This window comes from Arcicella sp. GW821-FHT09D11 (assembly GCF_059416265.1).
The window spans coordinates 453,184-467,543 of sequence record NZ_JBWKOV010000001.1; the positions used below are offsets into that span (position 1 = coordinate 453,184).

The 14,360-nt window shown below is 35.8% G+C and carries 10 protein-coding genes and 1 tRNA gene; 4 read left to right on the forward strand and 7 right to left on the reverse strand.

The annotated features are described in order from the left end of the window. The first annotated feature begins 137 nt into the window (after nucleotides 1-137). A complete protein-coding gene (locus AC07N0_RS01800; protein ID WP_494587900.1) occupies nucleotides 138-2,801 on the forward strand; it encodes a T9SS type A sorting domain-containing protein in 2,664 nt (887 codons plus the stop codon). Between the two features lie 107 nt (nucleotides 2,802-2,908). Further along, the gene (locus tag AC07N0_RS01805) at nucleotides 2,909-3,952 is read left to right on the forward strand and encodes a WD40/YVTN/BNR-like repeat-containing protein (RefSeq protein WP_494587901.1); all 1,044 of its coding nucleotides are present in this window, start codon (nucleotides 2,909-2,911) and stop codon (nucleotides 3,950-3,952) included. Nucleotides 3,953-3,957: 5 nt separating this feature from the next. Here AC07N0_RS01805 and AC07N0_RS01810 read toward each other — a convergent pair whose 3' ends face one another. The 7 genes from AC07N0_RS01810 to AC07N0_RS01840 form a co-directional block, all read right to left on the reverse strand. Continuing rightward, nucleotides 3,958-4,869, reverse strand: coding sequence for a DMT family transporter (locus tag AC07N0_RS01810; protein ID WP_494587902.1), 912 nt, complete (start codon nucleotides 4,867-4,869; stop codon nucleotides 3,958-3,960). A 156-nt stretch (nucleotides 4,870-5,025) separates the two neighbouring features. Next, the gene (gene der / locus AC07N0_RS01815) at nucleotides 5,026-6,348 is read right to left on the reverse strand and encodes a ribosome biogenesis GTPase Der (RefSeq protein ID WP_492800552.1); all 1,323 of its coding nucleotides are present in this window, start codon (nucleotides 6,346-6,348) and stop codon (nucleotides 5,026-5,028) included. Nucleotides 6,349-6,585: 237 nt separating this feature from the next. Further along, nucleotides 6,586-7,491: a GTPase Era gene (era, locus tag AC07N0_RS01820; RefSeq protein ID WP_492800553.1), complete on the reverse strand. Its 906-nt coding sequence runs from the start codon at nucleotides 7,489-7,491 to the stop codon at nucleotides 6,586-6,588. A gap of 4 nt (nucleotides 7,492-7,495) precedes the next feature. Further along, entirely contained in the window at nucleotides 7,496-7,960 is a 465-nt protein-coding gene (locus tag AC07N0_RS01825; RefSeq protein ID WP_494587903.1) for a group I intron-associated PD-(D/E)XK endonuclease, read from the reverse strand. Between the two features lie 68 nt (nucleotides 7,961-8,028). Continuing rightward, nucleotides 8,029-8,097: transfer RNA gene (locus tag AC07N0_RS01830), tRNA-OTHER, on the reverse strand. Nucleotides 8,098-8,527: 430 nt separating this feature from the next. After that, nucleotides 8,528-9,256, reverse strand: a complete 729-nt coding sequence (locus tag AC07N0_RS01835) for an ABC transporter ATP-binding protein (protein WP_492800555.1) — start codon at nucleotides 9,254-9,256, stop codon at nucleotides 8,528-8,530. Nucleotides 9,257-9,363: 107 nt separating this feature from the next. Further along, entirely contained in the window at nucleotides 9,364-11,694 is a 2,331-nt protein-coding gene (locus AC07N0_RS01840) for a tetratricopeptide repeat protein (protein ID WP_494587904.1), read from the reverse strand. Between the two features lie 664 nt (nucleotides 11,695-12,358). Between AC07N0_RS01840 and atpD the strand changes: the two genes are divergently transcribed. Together atpD and atpC are read left to right on the forward strand one after the other, a co-directional pair. Continuing rightward, nucleotides 12,359-13,876 carry a F0F1 ATP synthase subunit beta gene (gene atpD, locus AC07N0_RS01845; protein WP_492800557.1) on the forward strand — a complete coding sequence of 506 codons (1,518 nt, stop codon included), beginning with the start codon at nucleotides 12,359-12,361 and terminating at the stop codon, nucleotides 13,874-13,876. Nucleotides 13,877-13,978: 102 nt separating this feature from the next. Continuing rightward, a complete protein-coding gene (gene atpC / locus AC07N0_RS01850; RefSeq protein WP_492800558.1) occupies nucleotides 13,979-14,209 on the forward strand; it encodes an ATP synthase F1 subunit epsilon in 231 nt (76 codons plus the stop codon). Nucleotides 14,210-14,360: the final 151 nt, after the last annotated feature.

Consider the following 14,360-nt stretch of genomic DNA (forward strand, 5'->3'; position numbering starts at 1 on the left):
TATTTTTACTCCATACTTTACAAGGCATAGCATTTATTTAGAATAAAATAAGTAAATTGCTACGAGCATTAAAGCGGAATTTCTAGTGCTTTCTAAAATCTCAACCTAAAAATTTTACCAAAAAAAATATTTTAATTATGAACAACTTTACTCAAAGAACACTCTTAGTCATTTCCTTTCTGATAGCGTCTTTTGGTGTTGTCTTAGCGAATGGTTCTACTTCAATTTCAGAAGAGAATAAGAACACCACAAACACATCCATTCCAGACGCTCCAACTGTTCAATATGTAGGAATAGATAGATGTGGCTATCAATCCATTGGTGATCCTCGAAGCGTTGTAGTATTAAGATCTTCTGGTTGTAATACTGGAACAATCACTTGGTACGATTCTAATGGACGTGATTTAGGGTTGAATACTCCTACTACTGAGTTAAAATTCTTAGAAATCACTGCAAATACTACCGTTTATGCTACTTGTACTATCGTAGGAAATGGTGTTAGCTTACATTCAAATCATTTGGATGTAAAATATTTATCAGCACCACAACTTCCACATATTACTCAGGATAAAATTATTGCCTGTGATGGCGATGCAGTTACTTTAAAGTCTAATATAACTAATCCTAATTATGAATATAGATGGCAGCGAATGATTAGTGCTTTCCCATCTCCAAATCATATTGACCCTTCTACTGAAGGCTTCGGTACTCCTGTATTGAAAACTAAAGTTTCTGGTTATTATTATCTTTCAGTTGTTTCACCTGAATGTCCTCAAGCTCCGGCTTATGCAGATGGTCAGGTTTTTGTAGAATTTTATTCATTGCCTAAGCCTAAAATTACTGCTTCAGCTCCTGTTTTTTGTGAAGACTTCGGTACTAGCCTCAAAGTAGATAGTATTCAGTTTATAAAAAGCTATCAATGGTATGTAAATGGTGTAAAACAAGATAATTTAGGTACTGTAAGCCATATAGATAAATTCACACAAACTGGCAATATTCAAGTAGTTTCTGTAGAATCTAGAATAGGGTGTCTTTCACCTATTTCTGACCCTGTTGCTGTAAAAGCGATACCTATTCCTAGCAAGCCTGTTATTACAGCTAGTGCATTGGAGTTTTGCGAAGATAAAAGCGTATCATTAAAAGCAGACAGTAGTGCTTTAACATCAAAATATCTATGGTATATTAATGGTGTAAAACAAGACAGTTTAGGTACAACAAGTTTGGTGAAGTCTTTCAACAAAACAGCTACCATTCAGGTAATAGCTACAGAAAAGCAAATAGGATGTTATTCGCCTATATCTGAACCCGTAAAACTAACATCGCTGGTATTACCAACTAAGCCAGTTATTACGTCATCAAAATTAAATGCTACCATTTGTGCTGGCGATACAATATCCCTTACTTCAACAGCGGGCTTTAGCTATAATTGGAACACAGGTGCAACTACCAGAACTATCGCTAATATTAAATTAGCAGGAAAATATGCTTTGCAAATAATTGATGCCAAAGGTTGTGTGTCTAAATCATCAGATACTACAACGATTAAAGTAAATGCGCTTCCCGCGAAACCTGTCGTTACAGCAAGTGGGCCAATCGCATTTTGTGATGGTGGCTCAGTTACTTTAACATCAACGCCAAATGTTAAATATATTTGGAGTAACAACGAAACTACTCGCTCAATTACGTTAAGTACTTCTAGAGACTTGACAGTAGCCGTTATCGATGCAAATAATTGTACTTCGCCTTCGTCTGACTTAGTAAAAGTGACTGTTTATGCATTACCTGCTAAACCAACGATTACTTCAAGTGGAAATTTATCTTTCTGTGCTGACCAAAGCGTAATTATTACTTCTTCGGATTTAATCAATGGCGAAAAAACAAAGTATATATGGAGTAGTAAAGATTCAACAAAGTCTATTACAGTAAAAACTACGGGTACTTTCTCTGTAAAAGTAATTGACCCACGTGGCTGTATTTCTCCTTCGTCTGACTTAGTATCAACAGTTGCTTTACCTGTACCAGATGCACCAACGATTGCTGCTGATGGCGCAACAATATTCTGTTCAAGAAGTAATGATGATTATAGCAAAATCAATAGTGTAAACTTAGTAGCAACAAGTACTTTTGAAGTAACATGGAGCACAGGCTTTGTAGGAAAAACCCTTAATTTAACGTCTATTAATAGCCAAGGTACTTTTGTAGATATTTCCAGGGAATATACTGCATTTGCGAAGAATACTACCACGGGTTGTATTTCACCAAAATCAGCACCAATTAACATCATTGTTAGAAACAACCCTGATGCATCAGCAGCATCTATTGAAAAAGATGGTACTTATACTTTAAAAGCGGTTAATTTCCCTGCTGGAAACGAATATGAATGGAAGTATGGTTCGGAAGTATTAGCATTCAAAGAAGGAATCATTAAAGCCAATAGATTTGGAGACTATACAGCGAGAATTAAAACATTGTTTGCTATTCCTTCAGCACCAGGTGGTCAGTTAGCATGTTTTTCAAATTTCACTAAAGCATTTTCTTTCAAAGAAGACCCAAGTTTCGCAGGATTATCTATCTATCCTAACCCAAGCAACGGTTTGTTAACCATTGAAACGTTAGCTGATTATGACAATCCAGAGATTTTGATTTACGACCTTTTAGGAAGACAGATTTATGCTGGCACTTTACCAACTATCAAAGGAAAAGTAATCATTGATTTAAGAAATAACAATGAAGGCGAATATATGCTTCGTTTCAAAGCAGCAAATTTTGATTTAACAAAACGTATTATTGTTAATAGATAATTTTAAAAATCATTTTAAAGCCTTCTCAACAAAATTGAGAAGGCTTTTTTATTGGGCTTTTTTGTACATTCGTAATTCAAATCATTTAACATTAAATATTTTCATCAATGACGACCCTTAAATATTTTACCTCCTTATTCCTAATGCTAGTTTCCATTCATGCCCATGCTCAATGGCTTAAACAAAACATAGCGACCGATGCAAGCTTTAGGGCTGTGCATGCTGTATCCGATAAAATCGTTTGGATGGGTGGCTCAAAAGGGACTTTTATTAAAACGATTGATGGAGGAAAAACTTGGGAAGTAAAACAAGTACCTGAAGCCGAAAAATTGGATTTTAGAGACATCCATGCTTTCGATGCAAACAAGGCTATCTTGATGAGTGCAGGCGAAGCCGAAAAAGGAAATGCTAAAATATACCGCACTGAAGATGGTGGTAAAAACTGGAATATCGTTTACCAAACTAATGAAAAAGGCGTTTTCTTTGACGGTATCGATTTTTGGGATAAACAAAATGGTATCGCTTTTAGTGACCCTATTAAGGGACATTTCTTTATTATTAAAACGAAAGATGGTGGCAAGACTTGGACGCCGATTAATCCAGAGAATATTCCTACTAACCAAGAAGGCGAAGCAGCTTTTGCTGCAAGTGGAACAAGTTTGATTGTTTCAGGAAAAAGTAATGTATATATATGTACTGGTGGAGCCAAAAACTCAAGAATTTTCAGAAGTACAAATCAAGGTAATAATTGGGAAGTAATCAACACGACGATGTCAGCAAGCCAAGCCAGCGGATTGTTTGGCATGAGGTTCTGGGATACTAATCATGGCATTGCTGTGGGCGGTGATTATTTAGAAGCTAACAAAGCCATTCCGAATGTTTTACTGACAAGCGATGGTGGTAAAACTTGGGTTGATGCTCCACAAACAAACCCTGCGGGTTTGAAAGAAGGAGTAGCCGTTTATAAGAAAAAAATCCTGATAGCCGTTGGGCCATCAGGAACTAGTTATTCTAAAGATTTTGGAAAGTCGTGGAAAGCGATTGATACCTCTGCTTTTCATGCCATTAGTATTATGGGAAATGGCATTTGGGCAGTTGGAGGAAGAGGCAACATTGCCAAATTGGATACATCTCTTTTTGAAAAAGAATAAAGCAATTATTTCCCTTTCCAAGAAATCATTAATACGCCAGATAGCACCACGAAAGTTCCTGCTAATTGCCAAACAGTGATATTTTCATCTAAAAAGATATTCGCCATAATAATGGTGGCTACTGGCCCGATACTTCCAATAATAGACGCATTGCCTGAGCCAATGCGTCTTATTCCTTCCGAAATCATAAACGAAGGAATAACCGTAGAAAATACAGCCATCGCAAGGCTCAACCAATAAGCTCCTGCTTCATAAGAGAGTAATCCCTTTTCTCCCGCAATAAAGTAATGCACGATGACCATCCCTGTAGAAATAAGCATGGCATAGCAAGTAAATCGTAGAGCACCAACCTTTTGAATCATTTCGCCACTGCCTATTAAATATAACGCATAAGTAAAGGCACTTAAGAAAATCAGGATTGAGCCAATTACTAAGTCTTTTTGCAAACCTAATTGCAAGTCAGGGACAAAAGCAATCGCTACACCCAGATAGGTAATTATTAAAGCTAAGTACTGAATTTTATAAATAGGCTTCTTTAAAAAAATGGCCGATATGATTACTACAATAGTAGGATATATAAAGAGGATGAGGCGTTCTACACTGGCAGTGATATAATTTAAGCCCCAGAAATCAAACAATGAAGCCAAATAATACCCGACTAACCCGATAGCAAACATCCAAAACCATTGTCGCGTAGTAAGCTTTACTTGGTCTTGTTGTTTTTGTTGTTGAAAGAATAGAATTATCAGATAAAATGGTGCTGAGAACAACATTCGTAGGGCTAACAGAGAAACCGTATCTACGTGATAATGTAGATAATTATATTTTACTAGAACAGCTTTTCCTGCAAATAAAATTGCGCCTGTCAATACTAACATTACTCCAACAAAATACTGAAACTTACTTTTTTTCGTCATGGTTATTCTAAGTTAAGGTAAAAACAAAAAGACCCTTCACATTGCTGAGAAAGGTCTTTTTAATAAATTCATATCAAATAGTTACTTATCTCATGCCTTGGGGGCTGATAGCGAGAAGTAACCAAGATGCTGAAATCATTTTCATGATGTATATTATTATTTTTTTCTAAAAAATATCTGAATCGGTACACCTGTAAAATCAAAGTGCTCACGCATTTGATTTTCTAAATAACGTTCGTAAGACTCACGAATATACTGAGGTAAATTACAGAACATCACAAACGATGGTGCTTTAGTTGGTAATTGAGTCATGTATTTGATTTTGATATACTTTCCTTTCCAAGCTGGAGGAGGATAGTTTTCAATCACTTTCAACATCACATCATTTAATTTAGAAGTAGGAATTTTTCTGGTTTTATTTTCATATACCTCCAATACTTTTTCTACTGCTTGGAAAATACGCTGCTTATCTTTTACAGAAGTAAAGATAATTGGCATATAATTGATTGGTGCCATTCTTTGACGAACCGCATCTTCAATGCGTTTTGCAGTCATTGAATCTTTCTCAACCAAATCCCACTTATTAATCATCAACACGATACCTTTTTTAGCTTTATCAGCCATTGATACGATGTTCATATCTTGTGCTTGCAAACCCGTCTGAACGTCAATCGTTGTAGCATCAACAATAATCACTGCTACATCACATTCTTCCATCGCTTTGATTGAACGTAATATCGAATAATATTCAATGTTATCATCAATCCTAGCTTTTCTACGAATACCAGCGGTATCAGTAATGATAAAATCTTTCCCAAATAAGGTATAGTGATTATCAATAGCATCACGCGTTGTACCCGCTATATCTGTTACGATACTTCTTTCTTTTCCTAATAGCGCATTCAAGAAAGATGATTTACCTACGTTTGGCTTACCTAAAATAGCAATTTTCGGAATACCAGCATTTGGGTTTTCAATTCCTTCCTCAGGGAAATGGCTCACTACAGCATCTAATAAATCTCCTGTTCCTGAACCGCTTTCTGCTGCAATAGGATAAGGCTCTCCCATTCCTAATTCATAAAACTCAACAGCTTCCATACCTTTTTCATAAGTATCAGCTTTATTGGCTACAATATAAACAGGTTTTTTTGAACGACGAAGCACTTTAGCAAAGTCTTTATCTAAATCGGTTACTCCTGTAGAACAATCTACTACAAACAAGCAAATGTCTGCTTCTTCGATTGCCATTTCTACTTGTTCACGGATGGCACCTTCAAAGGTATCATCTGAACCATGTACATATCCACCAGTATCAATAATGGTGAAAAATTTACCAATCCACTCACCATATCCATAGTGACGGTCACGTGTAACGCCTGAAACGTTATCCATAATGGCCTTTTTCTGTTCAATAAGGCGATTAAAAAGGGTAGATTTACCCACGTTTGGGCGACCTACAATTGCAACAATGTTTGACATTTTTTAATTTTTTGAGCTGTTCCCTGCGTACCTTTTATGATTAATTTCCTGAATATCAGTCGCTCAATCTTGGCTTAACAAGCACCTCAACGTTAAAGATTACAATATACTGTTAAAAATTAGGGTAGAATGGCTGTCGGCTATCAGCAGTGAGCTTTCAGCTTTGAGCTAATTATATTTTAAAAATCATTTAAGTATTAATTTTCAAATTAGCACACTTTCAAATTTTCAAATTCATTAGTCTTGACTATAACCAAATGATTTTACTTTTTGTGCTTTTGAACGCCAATCTGGTTCTACTTTGATAAATTGCTCTAAGAACACTTTTTTACCAAAGAATTTCTCCATCGCTTCACGCGCCTGAGTACCTACTTTTTTGATAGATTCTCCTTTGTGTCCAATCAAAATGGCTCTTTGCGTTACTCTTTCCACATAAATTTCTGCTGAGATTCTGATAAGATTGTCTTCTTCTTTGAAAGAGACTATTACTACTTCACAAGAATAAGGAATCTCTTTTTTATAATTCAAGAAGATTTTCTCTCTTAAAATCTCTGAGGCAAAAAAACGTTCGGGCTTATCAGTTAATTCCTCTTTATCAAAATATGGAGGGTGTAATGGCAATTGTTCAACGATAGAATCAAAAATCTGACCAATATTTTCTTCTTTCAAGGCAGAAATCGGAATAATAGCTTGTGTGGGGAAACGTTCGCGCCAATGGGCTATCTTTTCTTCCACCTGTTCTGGAGTTGCTAAATCAATTTTATTAATTAGCAACAAAACTGGCACATGGTCAATCCTAGCTAATTTATTAATAACATCGTCTTCATCATACTTCTCAAAAATATCTGTAACAAACAAAATAACATCGGCATCTTCTAAAGAACTATGCACGAAAGTCATCATTGATTTATGTAACTCGTATTTTGGAAGAATAATTCCAGGCGTATCAGAGTAAACCAATTGAAAATCAGTTCCTTTATGCGTACCATTCAAGATACCCATGATACGATGGCGAGTAGTTTGTGCCTTTGAAGTAATAATTGAAAGGCGTTCACCCACCAAGACGTTCATCAAAGTAGATTTTCCGACGTTTGGTTTTCCGACAATACTGACAAAGCCTGCTTTATGATTGAGTTGTTCCATGCGATTAGAAGTTGATGTCTGCTATTCGTTGTTGATTTACTAAATTATTATTCAATAAATACCATGCTTCACGATAATCTGCAGATTTAGGTTTTCTTTGCCTTCTTTCTGATTCAACTAAATGAATTTCAGAGCTATAACTAATAAAAATTCCAACAGGAATAATGTAAAAAATATGTATTTCTTCAAGATAAACAATGGCAAAGTCAAAGTCGGTTTCACAATACCTCTCCCTTAACATTATTCTTCTATTTGTTTTTGTTCTGCGATTATCAACAACATAATTTTGTCGTTTTTCATCAAACCAAGCACTTTTCACTTGTATTTTAATAAACCTGTCTCCAATATCAAAAACCAAATCGTACGGCATTCTATCACCAATGGGTCTCAAAACATTCCAGCCCTTCTTTAAAGCTTCTAGAACAACCGCTTGTTCTGCTATATCTCCTTTGTGTTTGGTGTTTATCATTTCTCTAATCTAAAATAAAAACAAAAAAGCCAATTACTTGAATATCAAATAATTGGCTTTATTCTGTGTAGCAGGAACAGGACTCGAACCTGTGACCTTTGGGTTATGCTTACCACTATAGCTTTCGCTACCCTACTGGTTTGTGGTCTGGACTGTCTCTTTACCTTCGACCTAATCGTTAAGGTATCTGCCATTCAGTCTCTACACCTTCCTTATTTCTAAGGCTTGGCTCGGGATTGCCATACTTAAAGGGTTCCCCGAATTTGACAAACTTTCACGTAAAAATTTCTTTCTACGCAGCCCTCTTGCAAATTGATTGTAAAACTTTGATAAAGTAATTTTCAAAATTCTCAATTAACAATAACTTGAGCCCAACGAGCTACCTACTGCTCCATCCTGCGGTGTTGTTTCCATTTGATTGGACTGCAAAGGTACGAAACTTATTTTATTCTGCAAGCATTCACTAAAATAAAAATCTAAAATATTTTTCATTTAATTTTAAAAATATTCCAATGCAATGATAATCAACAACTTATAACGTTAAAATATTTTCAAATAAATTCATTTTCAATGCCCTTCAAGACCTGCCATCAAGTCTTTTGCCTTTTTGACATTGTTATTTATCTTATCAGATTCGACTAAACCATCACGCAATCTTACAATTCTGTGTGCATATTGAGCAATATCGTCTTCGTGCGTTACCATTACAATGGTATTTCCTTTAGAATAAAGCTGATCGAACAAATCCATGATTTCGTAAGAAGTCTTAGAATCTAAGTTTCCTGTTGGTTCATCGGCTAATAGAATCGAAGGGTCATTCACTAATGCTCTGGCAATGGCTACACGTTGGCGTTGTCCACCCGAAAGTTCATTAGGTTTGTGTCCAGCACGGTTTTCTAGTCCCACACCCTTTAGGGCTAACATTGCTTTCTCAATACGGTCGGCTTTATTATAACCAGCATAAATCAATGGTAGCGCTACGTTCTCTAAAGAAGATTGGCGAGGCAATAAGTTGAACGTTTGAAAAACAAACCCAATTTCCTTGTTACGAACAGTGGCCAATTCATTTTCAGTCATTTCACTTACATCTTGATTATTTAGTATGTACCTGCCAGTAGAAGGGGTATCCAAACAACCAATTATGTTCATCAATGTAGATTTTCCTGAACCCGAAGGGCCCATAAAGGCTACATATTCGCCTTTACTCACTGAAATACTTACATCTTTCAAGGCTTGAATTACTTCTGCACCCATTACATAACGTCTGGAGATATGGCTAGTTTCAATAATTTTCATTTTTCCTGAGTGGTAAAGATTTGTATTTAATAGGCTGATGAAAGAAAACGCAATTTATTTTTCTTTTTTTGACCCACTAATAGTTTACATTAAACAAACTTAAAAAATTACTGAAAACCAGCACTTACCTTTTCTATGGATTGTATTTTAGCTTGGTAGGTCGGCAGAAAACGCTGATAGTCGGTTGGAGATAATTTTTGTAGTATCTTCAATCCATCTGTCGCATACTCTTTCATTCCAATTTTTAAGGCTTGTAGAATATATAATTGATATAAAACAGGTGAGTCTTTCCGCCAAGTTATCGCATTCAATACCGCCTGATAAGCCTTTTCGCCTTGTTTTTGTTGATTAAAAATTTGTACGGCTTTTTGTACTACTAATTCATTAAGAGGGTGCTGTTTCAACCCATCAGTAGTCAGATTTTTCAATGTTAAAATATCTACTTTTTCTACTGATTCTTTTTTCAGCAAAGTATTTAATAATAATTGATAATACTTCCCTTTTTTATCGGTAGAGTCGGCAGCGGCTAATGAATACAGGCTTTGGAAAGTCGATATTTTATCTCCTTTATAATATTCTTGAACAATGTTTGCAAAGTGTAAATCCTCTGCATGTGCTTCATTATCTTCTAATTCAGATAATCTTAACAAAGGAAACTTCTCTCCTTGTGATTTCTGAAAAAGTGTTTGGTTATATATCCAAGCGAAGTCTGATATATTGCTCAATACAGAATCTGGCGACAATATTACCTTCCAATCATCCTTTGAAGCATCTTCCACATTAGCAATGTTCTTAAGCGCAGAAACATTAGCCTGATAGGAAGCATATTGAATATTCTCTGGCTTGGCTAGTAACTCCTTTATCGTTTGTTTCTTGCCATTCATTGCCCAAAACGCTAAAAGATTACTTGACGGAACTGCTGGTTTTTGGGCATTCTTAATCGCCATGTCGTAATACAGCACTGTAGAATCTATTAAATTAGATTTGTTGTATAAATATGCTAGATTATTCTGTAATTCACCAGAATTAGGGAATTTTTGTAATCCCTCTTTTAGGGTAAAGATGGCATCAAAAAAATGTTCTTCTTCATAGAAAGAACGGCTCAAGCCTTCATAAGCAAAGGCTGAGGGATTCTTCGCTAAAGCTTTTCTAAAATAAAGGGCTGCTCTTTCATTATCATTTTGCCATAGTGCCAAAGACGCCAAGGCATAATTGGTTTTATGGTTTCGGTATTCATAGAGTAGTGCTGACTGGTATTCAGATTCTGCTATTCTAAATTGCTTATCAAAAGCATAATAATCACCCAAGGCATTATAATAAGCGGCATTGGCTTGTTGGAATGGAAAGAAATTTTTCAAGACTAACAGTGCCGCAATCACGATGACAGATAATACTCTAGCCGTCCAAATGGGTAAGTTCAAAGGCTTAAAAACCACTTTATGTACTTCAAAACCTTGTTTAAGAAGAGGCAAGAAGTTTACTAAAACGTACACAAAAAACAAGATACCCATTGCCAAATGTGTATAGGTAATAGCATCTTCTAATACTTCAATCATTGGGTCGTTGCCAGTCGCAAAGGCTTGTCCGTTAGTGGCAAAAGTAATGATGGCTAAACCAAGGTAAATAAATGCTCCTGACGATTCAAAATCGATGATTTCTTTGTTGCCAGCTAATCTTTTTTTGAAACCCCAAATGCCCAATGTTGTGGATACAACAAGTAGTATAAAGGGGCTGATGTAAATCATTTCCCAATCAATTGTTTTATTGTTATGCAAAAAAACTAACAATACATTGATAAGGTAAATGGCGGAAATCAAGATAAAGTTCTTTAAAGCCTGCGGGCTTTTCGCAGAAGTTGTAAGCACTAAGAACCCTTGGATGATTTCGTAAGAAATCATGAAAATAAAAGCAACACACAATATCATCGCTCCTGCTGTGCGGTAACTGGCTAACAATAAAAAAGGGCTATTTACCTTAGCTGTATAAGTAATGAATAAGGTTACTAATACGGTTATCAATAAGAAGCTTATAAACCTTATAAGAATATTAATAGCTGGGCGAAAAGCATGAAAGTAATAACTAAGCCCTGCATAGAGTATAATCAAACTTATCGTAAAATATCGGTTAGTTACATTGTATAGTAACTCAAAATTGAAGGTAACCAACAACAAAATAACAAGCCCCATCGCCATTAAATACCAGAACCGTGCAAGCGCTGAAAGTGCCGACAGTATTAGGATAACACCCAAGGCAAAAAGTCCTATAAAAATATAATTGCCCAAAAGATTAATCTCCATTGTCGATGCCAAAAACTGCTCAGTAACGATAAAGGTTTTGGTAGGAAACGAAAGCGTTTCCTTGCCTATATTAAATTGGTCTAGAATAAAAGGCACTTCTCCTAGTTCACTAAGTATGTTCCAATGGATGACATTTTCCAAGCCTTTAAAATAAAAGAAAATGAAGGCAATTAGGCTGAACAACAAAATACTTAATGAAAAAAAATAAAGTATGCGAGAAGGTTTCTGCCAGTTTCTCCAAAATTGTATTGAATGCATATTGATATGATAATTAAAGCTTTGTTAAGGCAAGGCGATTAAGTTGTTTTAAAAAATATCATGTCATTCATTCTCTAGCGAGGGACTTAAGTCCCTCGCTAGAGAATGAATGAACTTAGCAGTAATGTTTTTGCTAATACTACTAATGCACAAAATTGGTAATTATTATGCTTTGTTGAAAGTCTGACAAATTATTTACGGTTTAAAGTATTTTTTTATCCAAACTTCCTTAAGTCTATAAAGAAATAACATTGTAGTAAACTGACAAAATTGCTGAATTTGCAAAAAGAGTTGAAATGGATACTTTTAAGAAGATATTGATCAAAAAGTGATTCTGTCCTAAAAACCATGAAAAAATCATAATTTTTGAGGCCCACTCTTAAACCAATCCAACAAAACGATACTTTTTAAGCAAAAAATATGGTAAAAATCCAAAAACAGAATTGTTAATCTGAATTTTACCAAGTAGTTTTGCAGTCTGAAATACTACGTTAAGTACATAAAAAACGTAATCACTTGACAATCAGATAACAAAATCACAATACAAATGGCAAATGCAGTCAATACAGGGAAAGTTACGCAAGTAATCGGACCAGTTGTGGACGTGAGCTTCGAGGGTGCTAACTCTCATCTCCCCACAATTTTGAATGCCTTGGAGGTTACAAAAGCCAACGGCACCAAAGTTATTCTCGAAGTACAACAACATTTAGGTGAAGACCGAGTTCGTACCATTGCAATGGAAGGAACAGAAGGACTTCAAAGAGGTCAAGACGTTTATGACTTAGGTCAACCAATGTCTATGCCAACTGGTGAAAGCATCAAAGGACGTCTTTTCAATGTAGTTGGAGAGGCAATTGACGGTATTCCTCAGCCTAAATCTAACAAATCAATGCCAATCCACCGTCTTGCTCCAAAGTATGACGAATTGGCAACTTCAACTGAGGTGCTTTTCACAGGTATCAAAGTAATCGACTTGCTTGCTCCTTATGTAAAAGGTGGTAAAATTGGTTTATTTGGTGGTGCTGGTGTGGGTAAGACTGTATTAATTATGGAACTTATCAACAACATCGCTAAAGCATACGAAGGTCTTTCGGTATTTGCTGGTGTTGGAGAGCGTACTCGTGAGGGTAACGACTTATTGCGTGAAATGATTGAATCAAACGTAATCCGTTACGGTGAAGATTTCAAACACGCCATGGAAAAAGGAGAGTGGGATTTATCTAAAGTAGATGAAGAAGCTCTTTTAGGTTCTCAAGCTACATTGGTGTTCGGTCAAATGAACGAACCTCCTGGAGCTCGTGCTAGAGTTGCTCTTTCAGGTTTGACAGTTGCTGAATATTTCCGTGATGCTGAAGGTGAAGACCAAGGACGTGATATCCTTTTCTTTATCGATAACATCTTCCGTTTTACACAAGCAGGTTCAGAGGTATCGGCTCTTTTAGGTCGTATGCCTTCGGCGGTAGGTTACCAACCAACGCTTGCTACTGAAATGGGTGCGATGCAAGAACGTATTACTTCAACAAAAAGAGGTTCGATTACTTCAGTACAGGCCGTTTATGTACCTGCCGATGACTTAACTGACCCTGCTCCTGCTACTACGTTTACTCACTTAGATGCTACTACAGTATTATCTCGTAAGATTGCTGAATTAGGTATCTATCCAGCTGTGGATCCATTAGATTCTTCATCACGTATTTTATCTCCAAGTATTTTAGGTGATGTTCACTATAACACTGCTCAACGTGTTAAAGAGATTCTTCAACGTTATAAAGAATTACAAGATATTATCGCCATCCTTGGTTTGGACGAATTATCTGAAGATGATAAATTGGTAGTATCTCGTGCTAGACGTGTACAACGTTTCTTGTCACAACCATTCTTTGTGGCTGAACAATTTACAGGTTTAAAAGGAGTATTGGTTGATATTAACGACACTATCAAAGGATTCAACGCAATCATTGATGGAGAGTATGACCATCTTCCTGAAGCTGCTTTCAACTTAGTAGGTAGTATCGAAGATGCTATTGCTAAAGGAGAAAGATTAGTAGCTGAAGCATCGAAATAATTTGAAAATTTGAAAGTGTGTTAATCTGAAAACGATTGGCACACTTTTGATTTGAATTCTTTTCAAACTTTCAGATTTTCAAATTTTCAAATTCTTATAGAAATGAATTTACAAATTATTACTCCCGACAAGAAAGTGTTCTCTGGTGAAGTAGACATCGTTACGCTACCAGGTACAGATGGTTCTTTTCAAATTTTGAAAGACCACGCTCCTATCGTTTCGACGTTAGGAAAAGGAACATTAGCGGCTGACAAACAAGAGTTCATCATTGATGGTGGTGTTGTTGAAGTATTGAACAACAATATCTTAGTTTTGGCTGAAGCTGTATTGTAATAAAATATCGTTATTGAAAACCTGTTTTCAATAAACAAGCTATTAAAAGCACAGACTCTTTGGGGTTTGTGCTTTTTTTGTGATAATCAAGTAAAGTATATTTTGTAAAAATGCTGAAACTCTATTCGTAATTATATTTAGTTAGAACTAT

What these genes read in the sequence shown, in the direction of transcription:
- AC07N0_RS01825 (WP_494587903.1), bottom strand. Translation starts at nt 7,960, where the DNA reads ATGATAAACACCAAACACAAAGGAGATATAGCAGAACAAGCGGTTGTT.
- AC07N0_RS01835 (WP_492800555.1), bottom strand. Translation starts at nt 9,256, where the DNA reads ATGAAAATTATTGAAACTAGCCATATCTCCAGACGTTATGTAATGGGT.
- atpD (WP_492800557.1), top strand. Translation starts at nt 12,359, where the DNA reads ATGGCAAATGCAGTCAATACAGGGAAAGTTACGCAAGTAATCGGACCA.
- der (WP_492800552.1), bottom strand. Translation starts at nt 6,348, where the DNA reads ATGTCAAACATTGTTGCAATTGTAGGTCGCCCAAACGTGGGTAAATCT.
- atpC (WP_492800558.1), top strand. Translation starts at nt 13,979, where the DNA reads ATGAATTTACAAATTATTACTCCCGACAAGAAAGTGTTCTCTGGTGAA.
- era (WP_492800553.1), bottom strand. Translation starts at nt 7,491, where the DNA reads ATGGAACAACTCAATCATAAAGCAGGCTTTGTCAGTATTGTCGGAAAA.
- AC07N0_RS01810 (WP_494587902.1), bottom strand. Translation starts at nt 4,869, where the DNA reads ATGACGAAAAAAAGTAAGTTTCAGTATTTTGTTGGAGTAATGTTAGTA.
- AC07N0_RS01805 (WP_494587901.1), top strand. Translation starts at nt 2,909, where the DNA reads ATGACGACCCTTAAATATTTTACCTCCTTATTCCTAATGCTAGTTTCC.
- AC07N0_RS01800 (WP_494587900.1), top strand. Translation starts at nt 138, where the DNA reads ATGAACAACTTTACTCAAAGAACACTCTTAGTCATTTCCTTTCTGATA.